Origin of the sequence: Streptomyces sp. SJL17-4 (assembly GCF_036826855.1) — a bacterium.
Classification (GTDB): Bacteria; Actinomycetota; Actinomycetes; order Streptomycetales; family Streptomycetaceae; genus Streptomyces.
In genome coordinates this window covers 4,610,239-4,634,319 of record NZ_CP104578.1, presented here as the reverse complement: position 1 = coordinate 4,634,319, position 24,081 = coordinate 4,610,239, and the positions used below count along the sequence as shown (strand labels likewise).

Sequence of the window (24,081 nt, the reverse complement as noted above, 5' to 3'; positions counted from 1 at the left end):
GATCAGCAGTACAGGTTCGCCCCGGCGGGGACGCCCAGGATCTGGGTGAACTGCTGGTACTTGGTGACCCGGCTCTGGACCTGGGCCGGGTTGCCGCCGTTGCACTCCAGGCTGCCGTTGATCGCCCAGATGGTCTGGCCGAATCCTGCGCCGTTGACCATGGCGTTGTGGGCGGTCATCGTGCCGGGGCCGCTCTGGGTGTTCCAGTACCAGAGGCCGGTCATCATGGCGACGGCCGGGTCCTGCTCGACGCGCCAGGGGTTGTTCAGCAGGTCGATGCCGAGGGCGTCACCGGCGGCCTTGTAGTTGAAGTTCCAGGAGAGCTGGATGGGACCGCGGCCGTAGTACGCGGCCTGGCCGGCGGGGCAGCCGTAGGGCCGGCCCGCGTCGCAGTAGTGCGGGTAGTTGGCCGTGTTCTGCTCGACGATGTGGACGAGGCCGCCCGTCTCGTGGGAGACGTTCGCGAGGAAGGCCGCGGCCTCCTGCTTCTTCACCGTGTCGCTGCCGGTGTTGGCGAAGCCGGGGTACGACTTGAGGGCGGCGGTGAGGCCCGCGTACGTGTAGAAGGGGTTCCGGCTCGGGAACATCTGGTTGAACTGGGCCTCGGAGACCACGAATCCGGAGCTCGGCGGCGGGGTGGTGGGCGGGGTGGTGGGCCCGCCGCCGCAGACGCCCTGGTCGGCCCAGACGCCCCACTCGCCGGTCGTGCCGGGAGTCTCGTTCTGGGTCCACCACTTGGCCTGCCAGTTGTGGCCGTTGTGCGAGGCCGTCATCCCGCCCGTGTAGACGCTGGAGGAGTTCCACGCGGCCGCGCAGGCGGCGGCCGCGCCGGCGGAGGCGGTGGGGAGGAGGAGGACGGCGAGTCCGACGGCCGTACAGAGCGCGGCCAGTGAGGTGACCAACTTACGCAGCATGCGTACTTCCTTCCGGGTGGGGCCGGGTGGAGCCGGATGGGGAAGCACAGCGAATCGCTATTGGTCTGGACCTGTCAAGGTCTAGACCAGAAACTGTGACGGTTGGGGTTTCACGTGCCCTCGGGAGCACAAGAGGCGGCCCCGGGCTCGGAGTTCCGAGGCCGGGGCCGGGGCCGCCGTCATGCGGTCACCACACCAGTGGGACGGGTGGGACGGGTGGGACGGGTGCGCTTAGAAGAGGTTGAACTTCTGGTAGCCGCCGCCGACCCGGATCGGCGCCTTGAACGGGGCCAGGGCGTTGCCCGTGCCCGGGTAACGGAACAGGTCGCCGTTCGACTTGCGGGCGAGCAGGTCCGCCTTGCCGTCGAGGTCGATGTCACCGGTCGACAGCACGCGGTCGTACGTGTTCCAGCCGGCGCCGATCTTCGTACGGCCGGTGAAGGGGGCCCGGTAGTTGCCCGTGCCCTTGTAGAGCCAGAGGACACCCGTCTTGTCGCGGGCGACGATGTCGGGCTTGCCGTCGCCGGTCAGGTCGCCCTGGCCCGCGATCTGGCTGTACGTGTTCCAGCCGCCGCCGACCCGCACGCGGGTGGTGAGGGTGCCGTTCGGGTACGAGAGGTAGCTCCACAGCACGCCGGTCTTGTCGACACCGAGCAGGTCGGCCTCCTTGGCACCGCCGATGTTGCCCGGCGAGAGGATCGTCGAGTAGATGTTCCAGCCGCGGCCGACGACGTCCGTGTCCTGGGAGCCGCTGTCGGGCGACCAGAAGTCCAGCCGACCGTTCTTGTAGACGGTCCACTCGGCTTCGCCGTGCCCGTCGTTGTCGTTGTCGGCGACGATGATGTCGGCGACGTCGCCGACGTAGCCGAGCGGTCCGACGGTCTCGAAGCTGCCGTTGCCGACGGGGTACCAGACCTGGAGTTCCTGGGTCTGCTTGTTGGCGCCGTACATCTCGAAGGTGGGCTGCACCGGCAGCTCCGCACCGGCGGCGGAGGCCGTGCCGGCCACGGTCGCCGTGGCGACCGCGACGGCGGTGGCGACGAGCGCGCCCTTGAGCGCACGACGACGTCGGGTGATGGTCATCAGGATTCCCCCCTGGGACTCTTCGGCGGCGCGATCCATGCGCGCCACTGATCTTGGAATCCTGCCACAGAGCCGCGAAAAGTGGCCAAGCCGTGAAGAGACCGTGACGACGACGCCGTGCCGCACAAGTCGTGCGCGCTCAGAGCAGGTTGTAGATCTGGAAGCCGTGGCCGATCTTGACCGGCTTCTGGAACACGGCCTGGGCGCTGCCCCAGCCCGAGTACCGGAACAGGTCGCCGTTCGGCTTGCGCGCGATCAGGTCCGTCCGGCCGTCGGCGTCGAGATCGCCGACCGACAGCAGCCGGTCGTAGATGTTCCAGCCGGAGCCGATCTTCGTACGGCCCTCGAAGGGGGCCTTGTAGTTGCCGGTGCCCCTGTAGAGCCACAGGACGCCGGTCTTGTCGCGGGCGACGATGTCGGGCTTGCCGTCACCGGTCAGATCGCCCTGACCCTCGACCTGGTCGTACTGGCCCCAGCCGCCGCCGACCCGGGTGCGCGTGGTGAGCGTGCCCTCGGGGTACGCGAGGTACGACCACAGCACACCGGCCTTGTCGACGCCGATGAGGTCGACCTCCTCGGCTCCGCCGATGTTGCCGGGCGAGAGGACCGTACGGTACGTGTTCCAGCCCTTGCCGACCTGCTTGGAACGCTGTTCGAGGGAGGCCGCGAACCAGTTGTACCTCAGCGTCCCGTCCTTGTAGACGTACCAGGTGCCGTCCGACCGCCCGTCCTTGTCGTTGTCGCCGCTGATCGCGTCGGCGAGGTGGTCGTAGGAGAGCGCGATGTGGTGGCGGGGGTCGAAGCCGCCCTCGCGGTTCGGGAAGTAGAGGTACCCCTCGCTCGTCTGCTTGTGCACGCCCATCATCATGAAGCTGGGCGTCTCCACCGGGGTGTCCTCGGCGGCGAACGTGCCCGCGCGCGGGGCGCCCCCGGCCTGGCGCCCGGCCTGGCGGTCGGCCTCGGCCGTGGCACGCGCCCGGTCGGCACCGGCCGGGTCGCCGGAGGCGAAGGCGGTGCCCGCGGTGGCGGTCAGGGCGATCGTGACGGCGGTGGCGGCGAGCGCGCCGCGCAGTGCGCGCCGACGTCGGATGATCATGAAGGTTCCCCCCTGGGATCCATTCGGCCCGTCAACGGGCTCGGCGGCGGCACAGGTCATGTGCCGCCGGAGCCAGGAAGCCTCTCACGAGGGTCCGACAAGGCCGGGGCCCGGGGGCCAGGGGGCGGGGCCCGGGGCGGGGCCCGGGGGAGGGTCCCGCCAGGGTGGGGTGGCTTTGCTCAGATCAGGAGGACGATCCGGCCCGGTCGGTGGCCCGCCTCCGCGCGGCGGTGGGCCTCGGCGACCTCCTCCAGCGGGAGGACGTCGGCCACCCGGGTGATCAGCTCGCGGGCCGCCACCTTCTCCAGCGTCTCCTTCAGCCGGGCGGCGTCCGGTGTGGCCCGGACGGCCTCGACGCGGATGTTCCGTTCGGCGACCGGGACCCGGTCGGGTGCGATCGCGACGAAGACGCCGTCGTCCTTCAGGGCGGGCAGCAGCGCCTCCCCGACGAGCGCCCCGTCGAAGATCCCGTCCACGCCGTCGGGGGCGACCTCGGCCACCCCGGCGAGCACCATCCCCGGCATCCCGCGCGGGACCGCGTGGTCCGCGCCGAGGATCCTCAGTTCGCTCTCGTCGCCCTCGTGGGCGACGGCCACCACCCGCAGCCCGGCCGCGTGGGCGTACTGGACCGCCAGCCGGCCCACCACGGCGCTCGCACCGGTCACGAGCAGCGTCGCTCCGGCCGGCAGCGCGAGCCGGTCGAGGCCCTGCTGGGCCGTCGCCGAGGCCAGCGGGAGGGACGAGGCCACGGTGAACTCCACGTCGTCCGGGATCGGGGCCAGCCACTCGGGGGCGACCCGTACGACCTCCGCGTACGTGCCCTCGCCGGTCAGCTCCGTGTACCAGGGCACGTAACCGGCCACCCGGGTCCCGGCGGGCATCCCGGGCACGGGATCGAGCAGCTTTCCGGCGAAGTCCGAGCCCAGGACGAAGGGGGGCTTGAGCGTGCCGACCGCGTCGGCGTACCGGCCGGCCCGGATCCGCAGATCCGCCTGGTTCACACCGGCGGCCTTGAGCCGCACGCGCACCCTGCCGGGGACGTCCCCGGCCTCCGGCTCGGGCCGGCGGGCCATTCTGAGGACCTCGGGTCCGCCGTAGGCGGTCACTTCGACGACACGCATGGGGTTCTCCTCAGACTGAAGGCCCCCTCGTGGCCATTACACCCACGCTCCACACCCCCGGCAACCTCTGATGACCCGCCCGCGCAGAGCCCCCGCAGAGCCCGCGGCCGAGCCCGCGCCGAGCCCGGCCGGCGGCGGGGCCCCGGTTGACGGAAGGACGAATTCCAGGTGGCTGGAAGCGACGTACCCGCCGTAACCGCACACACGTCCGTACCGTCGCGCGGGTGGACTGGCTAACCGCTGAGAACATCATCGCCGTGGTCACCGCGCTCACCGGTGTCCTCGTCTCCATCGCCGCCATCTGGGTGCAGTGGTGGGTTCCGCGCCGCCGCCGGATCGGCTACCGCGTCCAGCTCGACACGTCCATCGGCGCCGGAGCCGCGGCCAGCACCGCTCTGACCGGCCCCGGCGCGACCGTGCGGCGAGGCTTCTTCGACACGACGCAGGAGCTGACAGACGCCACCATCGTCCTGCTCCGGATCGAGAACGACGGCGGCCTGGCCATCGGCAGCGACGACTACACGGACGGCGGCAGCACCGGACTCACCGTGCGGTTCTCGCACCCGGACGGCACCGGCCCCCACCGCCACATGAAGGCGATCGTCGTGACCGCCCCCGGCCATCCCGGGCTCCTGACCCACTTCGACGCCGCCTGGCAGCCGACCGTGGGCGCCAGCTCCATCAGGCTGCCCAAGGTTCCGCTCAACCGGGGCGCCCACTACAAGCTGCTCGTCCTGCTCACCGGCGGGCCGACGGGCGGCCCCGTCAACGTCGACGGCACCCTCGACGACGGCGTCGTCCACGTCAACCACAGCACGACCCCCGACGACAAGGCGCCCCTCTTCAGCCGGGTCGCGCGGACCGTCACCATCACCCTCACGCTCTGCATGATCGCCCTCGCCGTGATCATCGTCCGGGAGCAGACCCCGCCGCCGATCGGCTGCGCCAAGGGCAGTCTCACCGTCACCGGGTCGACGGCCTTCGCACCCGTCGTACGGGAACTCGCGAAGAAGTACGAGCAGGACTGCGAGGGCGCGACCGTGAACGTGGCGGCGCACGGGTCGACGTCCGGGATACGGCGGCTGGCCGAGGAGGGCGCGAAGACGGCCAAGGGCTCCCCCGCGGTCGTCGCCCTGTCCGACGGGCGCAAGCCGGGCGGCTTCCCCGAGCTGCGGGAGAGCATTGTCGCCGTCTCCCTCTACACCCTCGTCCTCAACGACGACGTGCCCGTGGACGACCTGACCCTGGACCAGATCCGCCGTATCTACCGGGGCGAGATCAAGAACTGGGGCGAGCTGGTGCCGGGCGTGGACCAGCGGATCCTGCTGATCAGCCGGGACGCCAACTCCGGTACCAGGGAGGTGTTCCAGCGCCGGGTCCTCGGGCGCAACGAGCCCGCCAACTCCTCCCTGGACTGCCGGACCAGCAACGACCCCGAGTCCGAGGTCATCCGCTGCGAACTCGACTCCACCGAACAGGTCCTGTCCACGGTGGCCAAGCTGCCCGGCGCCATCGGCTACACCGAACTCCGCGCGGGCACCGGTCTGAAGGGCCTGCACCGGGTGGCCATCGACGGCCGCCGACCGGTCCTGGACGAGCTGGGCGAGTCGCCCTACCCGTACCGGGAGATCGAGTACGCCTACACCTGGCGCGAGCCGAGGGCCGACTCGCTGACCGCCAGCTTCCTCACCTATCTGCGCTGGGGCAGCGGCCAGGACATCATCCGCGTCCACGGGCACCTGCCCTGCTCGACGCCGAAGGGACTGAGGATCTGTGGGGAGGGCTGACCTCCGGTCCGACGGGCGAGGGAGGGGGCCGGCCGCCCCCTGGTCCGGTGGGCGATCGGTAGGGACGGCCGCCCCTGGTCCGGCATGCGACCGGGGGACGGCCGGCCCCCGGTCCGGCATGCGATCGGTAGGGACTGCCGACCCCCGGTCTGGCATGCTCTGACGACGTGGAGCCATTGAACGTGGAAGACCCGGTCAGCATCGGCCCGTTCCGTCTGCTCGGCCGCCTCGGGGTCGGGGGCATGGGCCGGGTGTTCCTCGCGCGTTCGGTCGGCGGGCGGACGGTCGCGGTGAAGGTCGTGCACGCGGAACTGGCCGCCCAGGAGGAGTTCCGGCGCCGGTTCGCCCGCGAGGTCGCCTCCCTGGAGCGGGTCGGCGGCACGGGCACCGCGCCCGTCCTCGGCTCGGACACCACGGCCGACGCGCCGTGGGTGGCGATCGGCTACGTACCGGGGCCCTCGCTGCGGACCGTGGTCGGCGACGAGTTCGGGCCACTGCCGCCCGCGACCGTGAAGGCGCTGGCCTCCGGCCTCGCCCGCGCCCTCGTGCACATCCACGCGGCCGGGCTCGTCCACCGCGACCTCAAGCCGTCCAACGTCCTGCTCACCGTCGACGGGCCGCGGATCATCGACTTCGGCATCGCGCGGGCCGTCGACACCGTCGCCGACGGTGGCAATCTGACCACCACCGGCGCGGTCGTCGGCTCCCCCGGCTTCATGTCGCCCGAGCAGGTTCGGGGCGACCGGCTCACCCCCGCGTCGGACATCTTCTGCCTCGGCTCGGTCCTGGCGTACGCGGCGACCGGCCGTTCCCCCTTCGGGACGGCGGACAGCGGCGTGCACGCGACGATGTTCCGCATCGCCCACGACGAGCCCGACCTGACGGATCTGGCGCCCGAGCTGACCGGGGTGATCCGGGCCTGCCTCGCCAAGGACCCGGGCGCGCGGCCGTCGGCCGCCGAGATCTCGGAGACCCTGCCGATCCCCGATCCCTGGCTCCCGGCGGACGTCCTGGCCCGGCTGGGCCGCCACGCGGCGCGGCTCCTGGAGGCGGAGACGGAGAGCGCGACCGGAACGGGGACGGGAACGGGTGCTGCCGGGGGCGTCGTCCCTGCCGACAGTGACCCGACCCCGCCCACTCCCCTCCCGTCCACCGCCTCCACCGCGCCCCAGCCCCGGGCCGGGCGCCCGCGCCGGACGGCTTTGGTCGCCGGACTCGCGGCCCTCGCTGTGGCGGCCGCGGCCACCCTCACGTACACCTTCTGGCCCGACCCGGACACCGGCATGGACGACCAGAAGAACCGGGCCCCGAGCGGCACGGGCAACGTCGCGGCCCGCCCGGCCGGCATCGTCCCGGCCGCGTTCCTCGGTGCCTGGGAGGGCGTCATCCAGGGCTCCCAGGACCACCCCCGGGAGACCGCCCGGTTCGAGATCAGCCAGGGAGCGGCGGGCGCCAAGAACGCGGTCTACGTCCAGGTCGCGGAGAACCGCCTGTGCATGGGCCGCTCCCGGCTCGTCTCCGCCGACGAGGACAAGATCGTCCTCGGCGAGTCCGACGTGACGACCAGCGTGCCCGCCCAGCGCTGTGTCCCCGCCGCGCACCAGACGCTCACGCTGCGCTCCCCCGACGTCCTGGAGTGGACCTCGGGCACGGCGAAGGCCACCTTCCGCAAGGCCCCCACGGGTACGGAGGTCGTCCCCGCCCGGTTCCTCGGCCGCTGGTCGCGCATCCCCGCCCCGGAGGTGTACGGCGAGAACGACGAGCGCTACACCTCGCAGGTGACGATCACCCAGGGCCCGGTCGGGTCCCCCGTGGTCAGCGTCCTCGACGGCTATCCGCGCACCGTCGACGGCGTGCTCATGGACGAGGACTGGTCCTGCGGCACCACGGCCGTCCTCGCGGGCGTCGGCAACCTGCTGGTCGTCGGCCCCGCCACCCGGGACACCAACGCCTGGGACCGCGAATGCCAGGAGGGCCTCTCCCGCTACCTCCTCGTCGACAAGCTGAACGGCAAGGACCGGCTCCTCGTCTATCCGATGCTCGACGGCGAACCGAACGAGTACTACCGCTCGTAGGACGCATGCGCGAGGCATGCGCGAGGGCCCGCACCCCGGCGTACGGGGTGCGGGCCCTCGGGCGTCCCGCCCACAGCAACGAACTGCAGCGACGAACTGCAGCGACGAGCTACAGGAACGAGTTGATCTCGATCGTCTCGGTGCGGCCGGGGCCGACGCCGATCGCGGAGATCGGGGCGCCCGACATCTCCTCCAGCGCCTTCACGTACGCCTGCGCGTTCTTCGGCAGGTCGGCGAAGGTCTTCGCCTTGGTGATGTCCTCGGACCAGCCCGGCAGCATCTCGTAGATCGGCTTCGCGTGGTGGAAGTCGGTCTGCGAGTAGGGCAGCTCCTCGACGCGCTTGCCGTCGATCTCGTACGCGACGCAGACCGGGATCTGCTCCCAGCCCGTCAGCACGTCGAGCTTGGTGAGGAAGAAGTCCGTCAGGCCGTTGACCCGGGTCGCGTATCGCGCGATGACCGCGTCGAACCAGCCACAGCGGCGGTCACGGCCGGTGGTGACACCGCGCTCGCCGCCGATGCGGCGCAGCGCCTCGCCGTCCGCGTCGAAGAGCTCCGTCGGGAACGGGCCGGCGCCGACACGGGTCGTGTACGCCTTGAGGATGCCGATGACCCGGCTGATCTTCGTCGGGCCCACGCCGGCGCCGGTGCAGGCGCCGCCCGCGGTCGGGTTCGAGGAGGTGACGAAGGGGTACGTGCCGTGGTCGACGTCGAGCAGCGTGCCCTGGCCGCCCTCGAAGAGGACGACCTTGTCCTCGTCGAGCGCGTTGTTCAGGATCAGCGTGGTGTCCGCGACGAACGGCTTGATCTGCTCCGCGTACTGGAGCATCTCCTCGACGATCTGCTCCGCGTCGATCGCACGCCGGTTGTACAGCTTGGCGAGCAGCTGGTTCTTGCCCTCCAGCGCCGCCTCGACCTTCTGGGTGAGGATCGACTCGTCGTACAGGTCCTGGACCCGGATGCCGACGCGGTTGATCTTGTCGGCGTAGGTCGGGCCGATGCCGCGACCCGTGGTGCCGATCTTGCGCTTGCCGAGGAACCGTTCCGTCACCTTGTCGAGGGTGACGTTGTACGGGGTGATCAGGTGAGCGTTACCGCTGATCAGGAGCTTCGACGTGTCGACGCCGCGCTCGTTCAGCCCACTCAGCTCGGAGAGCAGGACCGCCGGGTCGACGACGACACCGTTTCCGATCACCGGGGTGCACCCCGGCGAGAGGATTCCGGAAGGGAGAAGATGCAGCGCGTACTTCTGGTCGCCGACGACGACGGTGTGGCCGGCGTTGTTGCCGCCCTGGTAGCGCACTACATAGTCAACGGATCCACCGAGGAGGTCGGTGGCCTTTCCCTTGCCCTCGTCACCCCACTGAGCACCGAGCAGCACAAGTGCGGGCACAGGCGTACACCCCTTCCGGGTGGGGCATGTCCAAGGTCAGGGGCCGAGGCCGCCTCACCGGTGTGCCCCGGAATAGACGAAGCCCCTGGCGCAATAGCGCAAGGGGCTCTTGCACAAAGATGCTACCCGAGGAAGGACCGAGGTGTCGGATCACGACCAGCTGCTGGTCATCGTCGACCCGGTCGCCCGCCGAATTGACGGCGAGTCCGTGCGGATCGCGAAAGATGTGCTGTCCGCGGGCGCGGAGGCGAAGATCTGCCTGCCGGACAGCCCGGAGGAATTCTCCCGCGCCCTGGCCCGGCGCGGCTCACGGCGCCCCGTGGTGCTCGGCGACGACCGTGCGCTGCTGCGGACGGTGGCCCTCCTGCACCGGGAGCGGGAGCTCGCCGCGGGCGCGCTCTCCCTGGTCCCGATAGGTGCCCCGGACGCCCTGGAGATCGCCCACGCCCTCGGCGTGCCGCGCTCGACCCCGGCCGCGGCCCGGGCGGTCCTCGACGGGGCCGTACGGCGCCTCGACCTGCTGGTCGACGACAGCGACGGCGTCGTCCTCGGCGACCTCTGTATCCCCGGCGGTCCTGCCACCCCCGCCCTGGCCTCGGCGTCCCCGACCGTCTGGGGCACCTGCCGCTCCCTCGTCCGCACCCTGGTCCGCCCGGCCCCGACGGCCCTCGCAGTCCGCGCCCACCGGCTGCGGGTGGAGGCGGACGGGGTGCTGCTCACCGATGTCGACACGCCGCTGGAGAGCCTGACGGTCCGCTCGGTCGGCGGTACGGCCGAGGTGGTCGTCCATCCCTCGGCCCTCCCGCCCCGGCACACGACCGCCCACGTCCTCACCGTCTCGGGCCCGGACTTCCGCTACCGCGCGGACGGCCGCGTGACGGGGCCGGTCCGGCGGCGGACGTGGACGGTCCTGGAGGAGGCGTGGGGGCTGACGCTGCCCAGGCCTCAGGACTAGCTAGCGCCTGTCTTTTGGATCATGCCGGGCTCACGGGACCTAGGTCCGCGCGTCCCGGTAGGCCGCCCAGCGGTCCATGATGCCCAGCATCTCCCGCTGGAGGAACGCGAAGAACTCCGCCGTCTCGGCCGTCCGCATGCCCGCCGCCGTGTCCGGTCCGAGCGTCTCGGAACCGTCGCGGAGGACCTTCTCCCAGCGGACGAGGATCTGGTCGCGGCGGGTGAAGGTCTCGTACCAGAGCTCGTTGTGCAGGACGTACCGCTCGCGCCGGGTGCCGGGGTCGCGTTCGCGGCTGATCATGCTGACCTGGCTGAGGTAGCGGATCGCGCCGGAGACGGCCGCCGGGCTGATCCGCAGCTGCTCGGCCAGCTCGGCCGAGGTCATCGAGGCGGTCTCGGAGGCGAGGAGCGCCGCGAAGACGCGGGAGGCCATGCGCTGCATGCCGGCTTCCGTCAGTTCGGCGGCGAAGCGCTCCACGAAGCGGGACACGCCCTCCTCGTTGCCGTCCTTGCTCGCCTCGGTGGTCGTCATGCCGGTCATCGTCTCCCTGGTTCGCTCCGCCGCTCCAACTTTATACGTTTCCTTAACTTCACAACTTTGTGAAATGAGCGTACGTTCTGAAGCATGACGAAGGCAATCAGCGTCGTCGGACTGCACAAGTCCTTCGGGCGTACCCACGCGCTCGACGGCCTCGACCTCGCCGTCGAGACCGGCGAGGTCCACGGCTTCCTCGGCCCCAACGGCGCCGGCAAGTCCACCACCATCCGGGTCCTCCTCGGCCTCCTCCGCGCCGACTCCGGCGGTGTCGGGCTGCTCGGCAGGGACCCCTGGCGGGACGCCGTCGAGCTGCACCGCCGGATCGCGTACGTCCCCGGCGACGTGACCCTGTGGCGCAACCTCTCCGGCGGAGAGGTCATCGACCTGTACGGGAGGCTCCGGGGAGGCCTCGACCGGGCGAAGCGCGCCGAGCTGATCGAGCGCTTCGAGCTCGACCCCACCAAGAAGGGCCGCACCTACTCCAAGGGCAACCGGCAGAAGGTCGCCCTCGTCGCCGCCTTCGCCTCCGACGTCGACCTGCTCGTCCTCGACGAGCCCACCAGCGGTCTCGACCCGCTGATGGAGGAGGTCTTCCAGAGCTGCGTCGAGGAGGCCCGCGACCGGGGCCGGACCGTGCTCCTCTCCAGCCACATCCTCAGCGAGGTCGAGACCCTCTGCGACCGGGTCAGCATCGTCCGCAAGGGCCGGACCGTGGAGTCCGGTTCGCTCGCCGAGCTGCGGCACCTGACCCGTACCAGCGTCACCGCCGAACTCGCCGCCGCGCCCAACGGCCTCGCCCACCTCCCCGGCGTCCACGACCTCGACGTCGTCGGCCACCGGGTCAAGCTCCAGGTCGACACCGACAAGCTCGACGCCGTCCTGCGCTCCCTGACCACCTCGGGCGTACGGAGCCTCACCAGCACCCCGCCCACCCTGGAGGAGCTGTTCCTCCGCCACTACGCGGACGAGGTGGCCACGTCATGAGCACCGTCAGCCTCGCCGGCACCGGCATCCTCACCCGGCTCGCCCTCCGCCGCGACCGGCTGATGATCCCGGTCTGGGCGCTCGTCACCGGCGGCATGGTCGCCAGCGGTGTCGGCTCGCTCGAAGGGCTCTACGGCACGGCCGCCGAACGCGCCGAGCTCGCCGCCTCCATGACCGCCAACAGCTCGATGCGCGCCCTCTACGGGCCGGTCTTCGACGACTCCCTCGGCGGGCTCGTCGCCTGGCGGTTCGGCACCTTCGCCGCCATCCTCGCCGCCGTCGCGAGCCTGATCGTCGTCGTCCGGCACACCCGCGAGGAGGAGGAGACCGGCCGCCAGGAGATGCTCTCCGCCGGTGCGGTCGGCCGCCGGGCCCCGCTCACCGCCGCCCTCCTCGCCGCCCTCGTCGTCAACGCCGCCGTCGCCCTCATCGTCACCGCCGGGCTCGCCGGGCAGGGCGCGGCCGGGGCGCTCGCCCTCGGCCTGGCGATCGGCGGCACCGGCATGGTCTTCGCGACCACGGCCGCGCTCGCCGCCCAGCTGACGGAGAGCGCGCGGCTCGCGAAGGGCCTGGCGGGGGCCGCCGTCGGCCTCGCGTTCGCCCTGCGGGCGGCCGGGGACTCCGGGACGGCGGACGGCGGCGGTGTCCTGACCTGGCTGTCGCCGATCGGCTGGGCCGAGAACGTCCGCGCCTTCGCCGGTGAACGCTGGTGGGTGCTGCTCCTGATCGCGGCGGCGGTCCTGGTCCAGACGGCGGCGGCGTACGCGCTGACCGGCCGCCGGGACGTCGGCGCGAGCTTCCTCGCGACCCGGCCGGGCCCGGCGGAGGGGCGGCTGGCGACGGCGGGCGCGCTCGCCTGGCGGCTCCAGCGCGGCACGCTCCTCGGCTGGTCGCTGGGCTTCCTGCTCGGCGGGCTCGTCTTCGGCGGGATGGTCGACGGCGCGGCCGACATCGTCGGCGACAACGAACAGGCCCGGCAGATCTTCGAGCGGATGGGCGGCCAGAGCGCCCTCACCGACGCCTTCCTCGCCACCATGGTGTCCCTCTTCGGGATGGTCGCGGCCCTGTTCGCGGTCGGCTCGGTGCTGCGGCCGCACGGCGAGGAGACCTCGGGCCGCGCCGAACCGCTCCTCGCGAACGCCCTCGGCCGGCTCCGCTGGGCGGCCGGACACCTGCTGATCGCCTTCGGTGGCTCGGCCCTGATCCTCGCCCTGAGCGGACTCGGTCTCGCCCTCGCGTACGGGCACGACCTCGGCCCGATCCTGGGCGCCTCGCTCGCCCAGCTCCCGGCGGTGTGGACACTCGCCGGCCTCGCGGTCCTCCTCTGGGGCGCCGCCCCGAAGGCCGCGACCGCCGCGTGGGGCGCGGCCGGTCTCTGTCTGGCCCTCGGCTGGATCGGCCCGGCGCTCGACCTCCCGCAGGCGGCCCTGAACCTCTCCCCCTTCGGCCACCTCCCGAAGCTCCCCGGCCCGGAGACGGCCTGGACGCCGGTCCTGGCACTGACGGCCCTGGCGGCGGCGCTCGTGGCGGCGGGCCTGACGGGTCTGCGGCGGCGGGACATGGTGAGCTGAGCACTGCTGCTTTGTAGAGCAGCAGTGCTCACAGCTCCACGAGCAGCTCCTCGAAGCCCCGGATCACGTATCCCGGCTTCCACACGGGCTCCACCGCGAGCCGCAGGCCCGGCGCGCGGCGGAGCAACTCGCCGAAGACGGCCTCCAGTTCGAGGCGGGCCAGCGGGGCGCCCAGGCAGTAGTGGATGCCCGCGCCGAAGGTGATGTGGGGGTTGTCGGCGCGGGTGAGGTCGAGCTCGTCGGCCGTGGGGCCGAAGCGGGCCGGGTCGCGGTTGGCGGAGCCGAAGAGGAGGGCGACCTCGGAGCGGCGCGGGATGACCTGGCCGCCGATCTCGATGTCGTCGAGGACCCAGCGCTCGAACATCTGGAGCGGGGTGTCGTAGCGCAGAAGTTCTTCCACAGCTGTGGACAACTTTTCGGGATCCGGACGGACGTCGTGCTTCAGCAGGGTCCACCAGCCGTTGACCGTCGTGTTCACGGTGGCCTCGTGGCCCGCGTTCAGGAGCAGGACGCAGGTGGAGATCATCTCCTGCTCCGTCAGCTCCTCCACCCCGATGAGCGCCGAGATCAGATCGTCCCCCGGGCTCTTCCGCCGCCGCGCGATCAGCTCCCGCAGATAGTCCGAGAACTCGACGGAGGCCTCGACCGCCCGCCGGGCCGTCTCCTCCGAGGGGTTCAGCTCGAACATCCCGCAGATCGCCGCCGACCAGGGCCGCAGCCGCCCCCGCTCCTCGTCGTCCTCGGGGACGCCGAGCATCTCGGCGATCACCGCGACGGGGAGGGGTTCGGCGACCGAGGCGAGCAGGTCGCCGCCGCCCGCCGCCACCAGATCCCCCACCAGATCGGCGGCGAGGCGGCGTACCGTCGGCGCCAGGCGCTCCACCGTCCTCGGGGTGAAGGCCTTCGACACGAGCCGCCGGATCCGGGTGTGGTCGGCCGCCTCCAGATCGAGCAGCCCGTGGTCGTTGAGCGTGTGGAAGGGCTCGTACGCCGCCGGCGGCGCCTCCCGGCCGAACTCCTCGTGGGTGAAGCGGTGGGTGTACGTCCGCCCGAGCCGCCGGTCCCGGAGGAGCGCCGACACGTCCTCGTGGTGCGGGATCAGCCACTGCTGCGTCCGCCCGTACCAGTGGGCGCGGCCGGTGGCGCGCAACTCGGCGTAGGCGGGGTAGGGATCGGCGACGAACTCCGGGGACCAGGGGTCGAAGGCAACGTCCATGACCGGACGCTACTACCGCCTGGAGGCCCTGCCCCACTACTGCCTGGAGGTCCTACCCCCCGACCCGCACCGGACCCGCACTACCCGCCGACCCGCACCAGACCCGCCTCGTACGCGAACACCGCCGCCTGCGTCCGGTCGCGCAGCCCCAGCTTCACCAGGATGCGGCTCACATGCGTCTTGATCGTCGACTCGGCGACGACGAGGTGCTCGGCGATCTCGGAGTTCGACAGGCCCTGCGCGATGAGCACCAGGACCTCCGTCTCCCGCTCCGTCAGCTCCCCTATCTGCGCCATCGCCGGCGGGCGCGGAGAGCTCCCCGGCGCCTTCGCGAATTCGGTGATCAGCCGCTTGGTGACGGTCGGCGCGAGCAGCGCCTCGCCGGCCGCGACGACCCGCACCCCGTCCGCGAGCTGCCGGGCGGAGGCGTCCTTGAGCAGGAAGCCGGAGGCCCCGGCGCGCAGCGCCTGGTAGACGTACTCGTCGAGGTCGAAGGTGGTCAGGACGAGCACCTTCGCGTCGGCGTCGGCGGCGACGATCTCCCGGGTGGCGTCGATGCCGTTCAGCTCGGGCATCCGGATGTCCATGAGGACCACGTCGGGATGGAGGGCGGCGACCTGGGCGACGGCCTCCCGGCCGTTGACGGCCTCGCCGACGACCTCGATGTCCGGCATCGCGCCGAGCAGCACCGAGAAGCCCTCGCGGACCATCATCTGGTCGTCGACGATCAGCACGCGGATCACTGGTCACTCTCCTCACGGCTCACGGGGACGAAGGCCGCGACCTCGTAGCCACCGTCCTCGGTGACCTCGGCGGTCATCTCCCCACCGAGCATCGTCACACGCTCCCGCATGCCGGTGATGCCGTGGCCGGCGCCCGGGGAGGGCTTGACCAGTCCGCGCGCCGGTCCGTTGGCGATGCGCAGGCCCAGACCGCCGAGGACGTAGCTGACCTCGACCTTCGCGGCCGCGCCGGGCGCGTGCCGCAGCACGTTCGACAGGGCCTCCTGGACGATCCGGTACGCGGAGAGCTCCACGCCCTGCGGCAGCTCGCGTACGGCGCCGGTCACGGTCTTCTCGACGACGAGCCCGGCCTCCTGGACGTTGCGGACGAGCGCGTCGAGGTCGGCGAGGGTCGGCTGCGGGGCGTCGGGGGCCTCGTAGTCCTCGGCGCGGACGACACCGAGGATGCGGCGCAGCTCGGTGAGCGCGGCGACGGCGTTCTCGCGGATGGTGAGGAAGGCCTGCTCCAGCTCCGGCGGCGGGTTCTCGACCCGGTACGGGGCGGCCTCGGCCTGGATGGCGACCACCGACATGTGGTGGGCGACGACGTCGTGCAGCTCGCGGGCGATGGTGGTGCGCTCCTCCAGGAGGGTCCGCTTGGAGCGCTCCTGGGCGGTGACGGTCTGCTGGGCGGTGACCTCGCGGTCGGCCTGGCGGCGGACCTGGAAGACGGTGACGGTGAGCAGGACCATGGCCGAGACGAACAGCATCGGGAGGGCGTCGGTGCCGCCACCCATCCCGAGGAACATCTCGGCGAAGAGCGCGTAGCCGGCCGTCCCGATCCACATCCACACGGCGGTGCGGGGCCGGGTGCGGGCGGCCACCACGGCGAGGACCACGAGGTGGGCGGCGAAGGAGTTCGCCGCCCAGGGCCAGCCGGTCCCGAAACCTGCGATGTACCCGATGAACGGCGTCGTGCCGATCGAGGCCCAGAAGGCGAGGACCGGCCTGATCAGGGTGAGCAGCACGATCGTGGCCGGCGCCAGGCCGGCCGCGAGCCCGATCGGGCCGATGGCGCCGTGGTAGCGCTCCATCCCGATGATGAAGACGATCATCGCCATGAAGGCGACGACCGCGTGCGGCAGCAACCCCGCGTACACGCGTATCCGCCGCGGCAGGAAGCGCAGGGGCCTGCTCTCCACGTCCATGCGCGGCAGCGGCCGGTAGGCGAAGGCGTCGTGGAAGAGTTCCTGGCGCAGGCCGCCGAGGGCCACCTGCGCCAGGCGGATCTCGGGGCTGCGGCTCGTCTCGGGGGTCTGTGTCTGGGTCACACGGAAACGGTACGGGGGGACGGGAGACCCGGTCGTCCCGCTCGATGCGGATCCTTCCGGGTCCCCCTTGAGGACTAGGAGAGTCCTCAGGCGACGCCGAGTCCTCAGGCGACGCTGTTGAACTTGGTTCCCTCTCCCGCGTACAGGTCCGTCGTCCGACGGCTGAACGGGGTGAGGGCGGAGCCCGTGGAGCGGTAGACGTACGTGCCGCCCGCTCCATACGCGATCAGGTCGGGGCGGCCGTCGGAGTCGACGTCTCCGGCGCCCACGAGCTGGGAGAAGGCGCCCCAGCCGCCGCCGACCCGCACGCGCGTGGTGAAGTTGCCGTTCCCGTTGCCCTGGTAGAGCCAGAGGACGCCGGCGGTGTCGCGGGCGACGAGGTCCCCGGCGGCCGTGCCGGCGATGTTGCCGACGGCGGTGAGCTGGTTGTAGACGCCCCAGCCGCCGCCGACGCGGGCGCGGGTCGCGAACGGCTTCACGGCGTCGCCCGTGCCCTTGTAGAACCACAGCACGCCGGAGGCGTCCGTGGCGAGGAGGTCGGTGCGGCCGTCGCCGTCGAGGTCCGAGCCGCCGGTCAGCTTGTTGTAGACGCCCCAGCCGCCGCCGATCCTCACCCTGGTGTCGAAGGTGCCGTAGCCCTTGCCGAGGTAGTGCCAGAGCACGCCCGAGCCGTCGAGGGCGACGAGGTCGGCGACCTCGTTGCCCGCGAGGTCGCCGACGGCCTCGATCTGCTTGTACGTGTTCCACCCGGCGCCGATCCGGGTGCGCCCGGCGGTCTCGACGTGGCCGTCCGCGGACCGGTCCCGCAGGTCGTCGCGCCACAGCACGCCGGAGGCGTCACGGGCGAGGACGTCGGTGGAGCCGTTGTTGGTGAAGTCGTGCGTGTTGATCGTGCGGACGACGTCCATGCGCCAGCCCTGGTGGACCGGTTCGCCGGTGCCGTCGAGCAGCACGGCCTCTGCCATCACCGCGTACGAGCCGTTCGGCGCGTCCGCCCCGTCGAGGACGCCGTCCCAGCTGAAGGAGAAGCGGTTGCCCTCGGCGGGGGCGTACACGCGGGTGCGGTACTCCTTCTCCGTGACCATGTGCGTCAGCGTGACGTCCACGTAGGCCTCGCGGTGCGACAGGGTCCACCCCAGCGTCACCTCGCCGCCGGTCTGGTCGAGGTTCACCCGGTCGGGGACGTGGACCTGCTCGATCTTCAGGTCGACCAGCGGGGCCTCGTCGGCCACCTTGGTGGCCTTCGGGGTGCCGTCCTCCGCGAGCTCGATCCGGAACAGCCCCTTGCCGTCGGCGGCCGTCGCGCCGTGCACCACTGCGGTGCCGTCGCCGGGGCTGCCCGCGGTCGAACCGGAGTCCATGAGCTGCCGGACCTCGCCGGTGGCGAGGGAGACGGCCCGGACGGGCGTCGTGGGGTTGCCGTACACCAGCCAGTCGCCGACGAGCGTGGAGTACCACTCGCCGTCGTGGGCGCCCAGGACGGTCCGCTTCTCCTCCCCGGTCGCGCGGTCGACGGACGCGATGTAGTCACCGGTGCCGGCCTCGTTGGCGAACCAGGTCACGTGGGAGGCGGAGAACTCCAGGCCGCCGAAACCGTATCCGGACTCGGGGGAGGCGTACGTCGTGGTGGCCGTGCCGGCCGCCACGTCGATCAGGGCCCGGCCACCGGTCCGTTCGAACTCCGGGCCGGTCTCGTACCCGACGAGGACGGAGCCGTCGTGGGCGTTCGAGCCGAAGTAGTCGGTGGCGTTCGCGGGCAGGCCCGAGATCTTGCGGTGGGTCGTCGTGGTGCCGTCCTTGGTCACGACGTGCAGTTCGGCCTGGCCGACCGCGTTCGTCAGCTGCGCGAGCACGCTCGTCGGGCTGAGGACGGCCACGTAGTTGCCGTCGAGCGCGCCGAGGTCGATGTCGACGCCCGGGGCGGAGGGGGTGGCCATGTTCCGCAGGGTGATCGAACGCATCTGGGCGGACCAGTTGTCGTCGCCGAGGACGACCACGTCGCCGGCTCCCATGGTCCAGCCGCCGTCCTCGGGCACCTGGAGCGAGGTCGCGGCGCCGCCGTCGTACGGCGTCCACAGCAGCTTCCGGGAGCCGTCGTGGCCGAGGGAGTGGGCGAGGAAGCCGGAGGTGCCCAGGCCCCCCAGGTCCATGCCCTCCGGGTAGACGGGGAGGACGGCGTCGTCCTGGGCGGCCGGGGCCGTCACGGCGGCCGGGGTGGCCGCGAAGGCGGTCGGCGCGGTGGCCAGGGTGCCGGCACCGAGGGCCGTGACGGCGAGGACCGCCGTGACGGCGGCGGCGAGACGGGTGGAACGGGTACCGGTGGAGCGGAACTGCAAGGTGAACCCCCACGAGAAGAGCGGGCACGGACGTGCCGTGCCCGATCAGACTCGCGACCGGATCAAGTGGTTGTACGGGAAACGAACGTCAGGTCGTCACCCGGCTCGTCACCAGGCCAGCTGGGCGATCTCCTCCGCCACCACCGCGCACGCGTCCGCCGCCGGGTCGATCAGCGGGAAGTGACCGACCTCCTCCAGGAGCGTCACGCCGACCGTCTCGCCCGCCTTCGCTGCCGCCTCGGCGTAGGCGTCGGCGACGGTGTACGGCACGTCGACGTCCGTACGGCCCTGGACGACGGTGGTCGCGATCCCGGTCGGCAGCAGTACCGAGGGGTCGGTGTGGGCCGCCCGCTCCTCGTACGAGGACGGGCCGCCGAGCAGTTCGGTGACCGCGCCGCCGCACACCCCCAGCTCGACCGACCGGCCGAAGTGGGCGATCGGGGCGAGGGCGACGACCCCGCGCAGCGCGGGCGGGGCGGGCAGCCGCCACGGGGAGCCGACGGGCAGCACGTGCCGGGCGGCGGCCCAGAGGGCGAGCTGGCCGCCCGCCGAGTGGCCGGTGAGCACGATCCGGCCGGTGTCGGCCTGCGGCAGGTGGACGGCGGCGAGTTCGGGCAGGGCGTCGAGCGCGGCCGCCACGTCGTCGAAGGTCTCGGGCCAGCGCCCGGCGACCGGGGTGGCACCACCCTGCCGGGGGATGCCGCTGCCGCGCCGGTACTCGACGTTCGCCACGGCGAAGCCGCGCCGGGCCAGGAAGTCCACGAACGGGGTCAGGTGCTGCCGGTCGTACGGTGCCCGCCACGCCCCGCCGTGCAGGGCGACGACGAGCGGCGCCCGGGTCCGTCCGCCGCGCGGGGCGTAGAAGTCGATCACCTGGTCCGGGTGGTCGCCGTACGCGGCGGAGACGTCCGGGGGGACGGCCGGGTGCGAGAAGGCCGACGACTCTTCGGCGGCATCGCGCGCGGCGGGGTCCGGCATGGTGTTCCAACCTCTCGGATACGGGGCCGAATTGGCCTGACCTGCGGGGACGGTACCAGGAGTGGAGCCCCCGCAGATCAGGCGATCATCGGACCGTACGAGACCGCGCGAGGCCGCGCGGAACCCTGCCGAGGCCTCAGGCGGGCAGGTCCGCCAGGACCTCCGCGAGCACCCGCGCCGCCCGCTCCGCGTCCGCGAAGCCGACGTACAGCGGGGTGAAGCCGAACCGCAGGATGTCGGGGCGGCGCAGATCGCCGACGACACCGCGCTTGATCAGCTCGGCCATGACGGCGGGCGCGTTCTCGCAGGCGAGCGCGGTCTGGCTGCCGCGCTCCTCGTGCGCCTCCGGCGTCACGGAGGTGACGCGGCCCTCCGGGACGTACGCGCGCACGCACTCCAGGAAGAAGTCCGTGAGCGCCAGGGACTTGGCCCGTACGTCCTCGACGGCGACGCCGTCCCAGACGTCGAGCGCCGCTTCGAGCGCCAGCATCGAAAGGATGTCGGGCGTCCCGACCCGGCCCCGTACGGCGCCCGCGGCCGCCTCGTACCCGGGGGTCATGGCGAACGGGTCGCTGTGCGAGTTCCAGCCGGGCAGCGGCGAGTCGAAGGCGGCCTGGTGGCGCTCGGCGACGTACAGGTAGGCCGGTGAACCGGGCCCGCCGTTCAGGTACTTGTACGTGCAGCCGACGGCGAGGTCGACCCCGTGCGCGTCCAGGCCGACCGGCAGGGCGCCGGCGCTGTGGCACAGGTCCCAGACGGCGAGCGCGCCCGCCGCGTGCAGCGCGGCCGTGATGCCGGGCAGGTCGTGGCGGCGGCCGCTGCGGTAGTCGACGTGGTTGACGAGCGCGGCGGCCGTCCGCGGGCCGGCCGCCGCGGCCATGGCGGCCGGGTCGACGGGCACGATCCGGTGACCCGTCATCCGCGCCGCGGACTCCGCGATGTACCCGTCCGTGGGAAAGGTCGTCGCGTCGACGAGGATCTCGTCACGGTCGTCGGCGCTCAGCCGGGCCGCGGCGACGACCGCCTTGAAGACGTTCACGCTGGTCGAGTCGCCGACCACGATCTGTCCCGGGGCGGCCCCGACGATCGGGGCGATCCGGTCGCCGATCCGCTCGGGCGCGGTCCACCAGCCGGACTCGTCCCAGGAGCGGATGCGCAGCTCGCCCCACTCGCGGGTGATGACGTCGGCCATCCGGGCGGGGACGTGGGCGGGCAGCGCGCCGAGCGAGTTGCCGTCGAGGTAGACGGTCCCGGCGTCGAGCGCGAACTTCTCGCGGTGCTTGCCCAGTCCGTCGGCGGCGTCGAGTGCGTGTGCCTTCTTCTGGAGGTCTGCCATGACATCAGTCTCAGACATGGCTGCGCGCCGTCCAGAGCTCCGGGAAGACGTTCTTCTGGGCGCGCTTCTCCAGCCAGGCCACGCCCGCCGAGCCGCCGGTGCCGGTCTTCGAGCCCATGGCGCGGCGGGTCGCCACCAGATGGTCGTTGCGCCATCGCCAGACGAGTTCGGCGACGTCGCTGAGCGCCTCGCCGAGCCGCACGAGCTCGCCGTTCTGGTCGGCGTCCGCGTAGATCCCGGCCCAGACCGCCTCGACCTCGGCCGAGGGCTCGTACCGCTGCGCGAGATCGCGGCCGAGGACCGCGGCGGGGACGGGCAGGCCGCGGCGGGCGAGCAGCCCGAGGACCTCGTCGTACAGGCTGGGCTCGTGGAGCGCCTTCTCCAGCTCGGCGTGAACGCGCGGCGCGCCCCGGTGCGGGACGAGCATCGACGCGGACTTCTCGCCGAGCAGGAACTCCATCCGCCGGTACATCGCGGACTGGAAGCCGGAGCCCTCGCCGAGCGCGGACCGGTAGGCGTTGAACTGGGCGGGGGTGAGCTGGGCGAGCGGCCGCCAGGAGTGGTTGAGCGCCTCCAGCTCGCGGACCGATCGCTTGAGCGCGTCCATCGCGACGGGGACGCGGTCCTCGCGCAGGGCGCGGCTCGCGGTCTCCCACTCGTGGACGATGACCGTGAACCACAGCTCCATGACCTGGGTGGTGACCAGGAAGACCATCTCGCCGGGGTCGTCCGAGCGGAGGTGCTGGAGGTGGGTGAGGACGTCCGCCTGGACGTAGTCCTCGTACGGCGTGGTGCCGGCGAAGTCGAGGTTCGGGGCGTTGGTGGCCGAACCTGCTGCGGAATCGGGAGAACCCGGGGAGAGTGACATTTCTGTCTCCTCGATACGAACTACCGGGTAGCGGTCTGCTCCACCGCCCGCACGTACGTCCCTGCGGCACGGGAGCCCCGGTCCCCTCGGGAGGCGTGCTGCGTCGCGCGCCGTCCCAAGCGCATCATGACACGATCGGCCCGGTGATGTAGTTCCCGTCTTCGTCATACGGAAATGCGTTCGATCGACACCCGTCCAGGCCCTTGATCTGCTGCATCATCGCGGGCGCGAGCTTGCCCGGACCCGGGCAGCCCATGTGCTGCCGGATGCCGATCTCGTGCCCGACCTCGTGGTTGATGATCAGGTGCCGGTACTCGGCGGCCTCCCCCGCGAAGGTCGGCGAGCCCAGCATCCACCGCTTGAGGTTCACCACGACCCCGTCGGTGGTCTCGCAGTTCAGCTCGCCGCGGGTGTTCAGGCCCTGCCGCAGGCAGAGCGCGTCGGCGGTGTCGGGGGTGGCGATCCGGATGACGAAGTCGGCGTTCTCCGAGACCAGCTGGAAACGGCCCCGGCCGTGCGCGGCCCAGCCGCGCGGATGGGCCAGGATCCGCTGGATCTCGGCGGCCGTCTCGCGCGCCGACAGGTCGATGCCCTCCTCGACCTGGACCCGGTAGCGGCGCAGCTCTCCGCTGTCGCCGACCGGCGTACCGGAGGCCTGCGCGGTGGTGAAGGTCCCGGCACCGGACTGCGGCACGGTGGGCGGCTGCTTCGGGGTCGCCTTCGGCTTCGGGCTCGACGTCGGTTTCGGGGGCGTCGACCTCGGTTTCGGCGGCGGCTTCGGCTTCGCCGTCGTGGGCCGGGGGGCGGGGGTGGCCTCCCCCGGGGCCGGGCTCGTCGTCGCCGTCGACGCGGGGGTGGTGGCCGGGGCCGCCGTGTCCTCGACGGGCGGGCCGTTGAAGTGGGCGAGGGCGACGCCGGCGCCGAGCGCGACCGTCATCAGGACCAGCGTCGGCAGCACGAGTCGGCCGGCGGGACCGCGTCTGCCTCTGCCCCGCCGCCGGCTCCGCGTTCGTCGCCGTCCTGCGGATGCGGATGCGGCACGCTTGCCCACGACAGACTTCTCCCCTGCGTCGGCCGGCAGTGGGGGAAGAGGAAAGGAAGCCTCGGTACCGGCGTGTTCGGTCCTTGTTCGGTCCTGCGGTTCCGGGGATCGTACCGGCCCCAGTCGAACAGTCTCGAACGGCCCGGGGAGTCTGTCCGGATTTCCCCCGGTCCGTCGGAGCAGGGGAAATCCGGCCAGTTTCAGCCGTCGGGCGATGTCAGCCGAGCGTCTCCGCCGCGGTCTCCGAGGAGTCCCGCAGGAAGGTCGTGCAGCGCTCGAACTCGTCCTTCTCGCCGATCTCGCCGGCCGCGCGGGCGAGCGCGTGCAGGGCGCGCAGGAAGCCGCGGTTCGGCTCGTGCTCCCACGGCACCGGGCCGTGGCCCTTCCAGCCGTTGCGGCGCAGCGCGTCGAGACCGCGGTGGTAGCCGGTACGGGCGTAGGCGTACGACTCGACGACCGAGCCGCGCTCGTACGCGTCGTCCGCGAGCTGCGCCCAGGCGAGCGAGGAGGTCGGGTACTTCGCGGCGACGTCCGCCGGAGCCGTACCGTTCGCGAGCAGCTCGCGCGGACCCGGGTCGTCGGGCAGGTGGGTGGGGGCCGGTCCCCCCAGGAGGTTCTCATGCATGGCCATGGGGCCCAGTCTGCCTCAGTCCCGCCTGCCGGAGGACCCGTGGCGGGAACAGTCCCAGCCCGCCGAAGGGCCCGTGGCGGGAAGCACCCGGTCCCGTCCCCGGCA

20 protein-coding genes are annotated in these 24,081 nt (G+C 72.2%); 5 read left to right on the top strand and 15 right to left on the bottom strand.

All coding sequences use genetic code 11. The annotated features are described in order from the left end of the window. Positions 1-2: 2 nt before the first annotated feature. The 4 genes from N5875_RS20820 to N5875_RS20805 form a co-directional block, all read right to left on the bottom strand. Entirely contained in the window at positions 3-914 is a 912-nt protein-coding gene (locus tag N5875_RS20820) for a glycoside hydrolase family 19 protein (protein WP_338495370.1), read from the bottom strand. A 231-nt stretch (positions 915-1,145) separates the two neighbouring features. Next, positions 1,146-1,997: a VCBS repeat-containing protein gene (locus N5875_RS20815; RefSeq protein WP_338495369.1), complete on the bottom strand. Its 852-nt coding sequence runs from the start codon at positions 1,995-1,997 to the stop codon at positions 1,146-1,148. A gap of 139 nt (positions 1,998-2,136) precedes the next feature. Further along, positions 2,137-3,093, bottom strand: coding sequence for a VCBS repeat-containing protein (locus N5875_RS20810; protein ID WP_338495367.1), 957 nt, complete (start codon positions 3,091-3,093; stop codon positions 2,137-2,139). A gap of 179 nt (positions 3,094-3,272) precedes the next feature. Then, on the bottom strand, positions 3,273-4,214 hold the full coding sequence (locus tag N5875_RS20805; protein ID WP_318208061.1) for an NADP-dependent oxidoreductase: 942 nt from the start codon (positions 4,212-4,214) through the stop codon (positions 3,273-3,275). Positions 4,215-4,438: 224 nt separating this feature from the next. On the opposite strand from N5875_RS20805, the gene N5875_RS20800 reads away from it, so the two are divergent. Continuing rightward, positions 4,439-6,001 carry a substrate-binding domain-containing protein gene (locus N5875_RS20800; RefSeq protein ID WP_318208062.1) on the top strand — a complete coding sequence of 521 codons (1,563 nt, stop codon included), beginning with the start codon at positions 4,439-4,441 and terminating at the stop codon, positions 5,999-6,001. Positions 6,002-6,168: 167 nt separating this feature from the next. Beyond that, entirely contained in the window at positions 6,169-8,076 is a 1,908-nt protein-coding gene (locus tag N5875_RS20795; RefSeq protein WP_338495364.1) for a serine/threonine-protein kinase, read from the top strand. A 109-nt stretch (positions 8,077-8,185) separates the two neighbouring features. Here N5875_RS20795 and N5875_RS20790 read toward each other — a convergent pair whose 3' ends face one another. Continuing rightward, complete coding sequence (locus N5875_RS20790) at positions 8,186-9,469, bottom strand: adenylosuccinate synthase (protein ID WP_055600217.1); 1,284 nt, start codon at positions 9,467-9,469, stop codon at positions 8,186-8,188. Positions 9,470-9,611: 142 nt separating this feature from the next. On the opposite strand from N5875_RS20790, the gene N5875_RS20785 reads away from it, so the two are divergent. Then, a complete protein-coding gene (locus N5875_RS20785) occupies positions 9,612-10,424 on the top strand; it encodes a diacylglycerol kinase (RefSeq protein WP_338495361.1) in 813 nt (270 codons plus the stop codon). 39 nt (positions 10,425-10,463) lie between these two features. On the opposite strand, the gene N5875_RS20780 is transcribed toward N5875_RS20785, so the two are convergent. Next, positions 10,464-10,964 (bottom strand): MarR family transcriptional regulator, encoded by a 501-nt coding sequence (locus N5875_RS20780; protein WP_318208065.1) that lies wholly within the window; start codon positions 10,962-10,964, stop codon positions 10,464-10,466. 84 nt (positions 10,965-11,048) lie between these two features. Between N5875_RS20780 and N5875_RS20775 the strand changes: the two genes are divergently transcribed. Together N5875_RS20775 and N5875_RS20770 are read left to right on the top strand one after the other, a co-directional pair. Next, positions 11,049-11,945: an ABC transporter ATP-binding protein gene (locus tag N5875_RS20775; RefSeq protein WP_318208066.1), complete on the top strand. Its 897-nt coding sequence runs from the start codon at positions 11,049-11,051 to the stop codon at positions 11,943-11,945. After that, positions 11,942-13,516 (top strand): ABC transporter permease, encoded by a 1,575-nt coding sequence (locus N5875_RS20770; RefSeq protein ID WP_338495358.1) that lies wholly within the window; start codon positions 11,942-11,944, stop codon positions 13,514-13,516. The genes N5875_RS20775 and N5875_RS20770 overlap by 4 nt, the downstream gene beginning before the upstream one ends. Positions 13,517-13,544: 28 nt before the next feature. Here the strand turns inward: N5875_RS20770 and N5875_RS20765 are convergent, their stop codons facing one another. From N5875_RS20765 to N5875_RS20725, 9 genes are all read right to left on the bottom strand, one after another. Next, on the bottom strand, positions 13,545-14,732 hold the full coding sequence (locus tag N5875_RS20765; RefSeq protein WP_338495357.1) for a cytochrome P450: 1,188 nt from the start codon (positions 14,730-14,732) through the stop codon (positions 13,545-13,547). 80 nt (positions 14,733-14,812) lie between these two features. Further along, positions 14,813-15,475 (bottom strand): response regulator transcription factor, encoded by a 663-nt coding sequence (locus N5875_RS20760; RefSeq protein ID WP_030323560.1) that lies wholly within the window; start codon positions 15,473-15,475, stop codon positions 14,813-14,815. Further along, positions 15,472-16,785, bottom strand: a complete 1,314-nt coding sequence (locus N5875_RS20755) for a histidine kinase (protein WP_318208069.1) — start codon at positions 16,783-16,785, stop codon at positions 15,472-15,474. The genes N5875_RS20760 and N5875_RS20755 overlap by 4 nt, the downstream gene beginning before the upstream one ends. Before the next feature lie 104 nt (positions 16,786-16,889). Continuing rightward, a complete protein-coding gene (locus tag N5875_RS20750) occupies positions 16,890-19,121 on the bottom strand; it encodes a VCBS repeat-containing protein (protein ID WP_338495355.1) in 2,232 nt (743 codons plus the stop codon). A 108-nt stretch (positions 19,122-19,229) separates the two neighbouring features. Beyond that, a complete protein-coding gene (locus tag N5875_RS20745; RefSeq protein WP_318208071.1) occupies positions 19,230-20,099 on the bottom strand; it encodes an alpha/beta hydrolase in 870 nt (289 codons plus the stop codon). Between the two features lie 136 nt (positions 20,100-20,235). Continuing rightward, the gene (kynU, locus tag N5875_RS20740; RefSeq protein ID WP_318208072.1) at positions 20,236-21,435 is read right to left on the bottom strand and encodes a kynureninase; all 1,200 of its coding nucleotides are present in this window, start codon (positions 21,433-21,435) and stop codon (positions 20,236-20,238) included. 10 nt (positions 21,436-21,445) lie between these two features. After that, positions 21,446-22,303, bottom strand: a complete 858-nt coding sequence (locus N5875_RS20735) for a tryptophan 2,3-dioxygenase (protein ID WP_318208073.1) — start codon at positions 22,301-22,303, stop codon at positions 21,446-21,448. A gap of 124 nt (positions 22,304-22,427) precedes the next feature. Further along, positions 22,428-23,240 carry a DUF3152 domain-containing protein gene (locus N5875_RS20730; RefSeq protein ID WP_318208074.1) on the bottom strand — a complete coding sequence of 271 codons (813 nt, stop codon included), beginning with the start codon at positions 23,238-23,240 and terminating at the stop codon, positions 22,428-22,430. 322 nt (positions 23,241-23,562) lie between these two features. Next, complete coding sequence (locus N5875_RS20725; RefSeq protein ID WP_318208075.1) at positions 23,563-23,976, bottom strand: DUF3151 domain-containing protein; 414 nt, start codon at positions 23,974-23,976, stop codon at positions 23,563-23,565. Positions 23,977-24,081 lie beyond the last annotated feature (105 nt).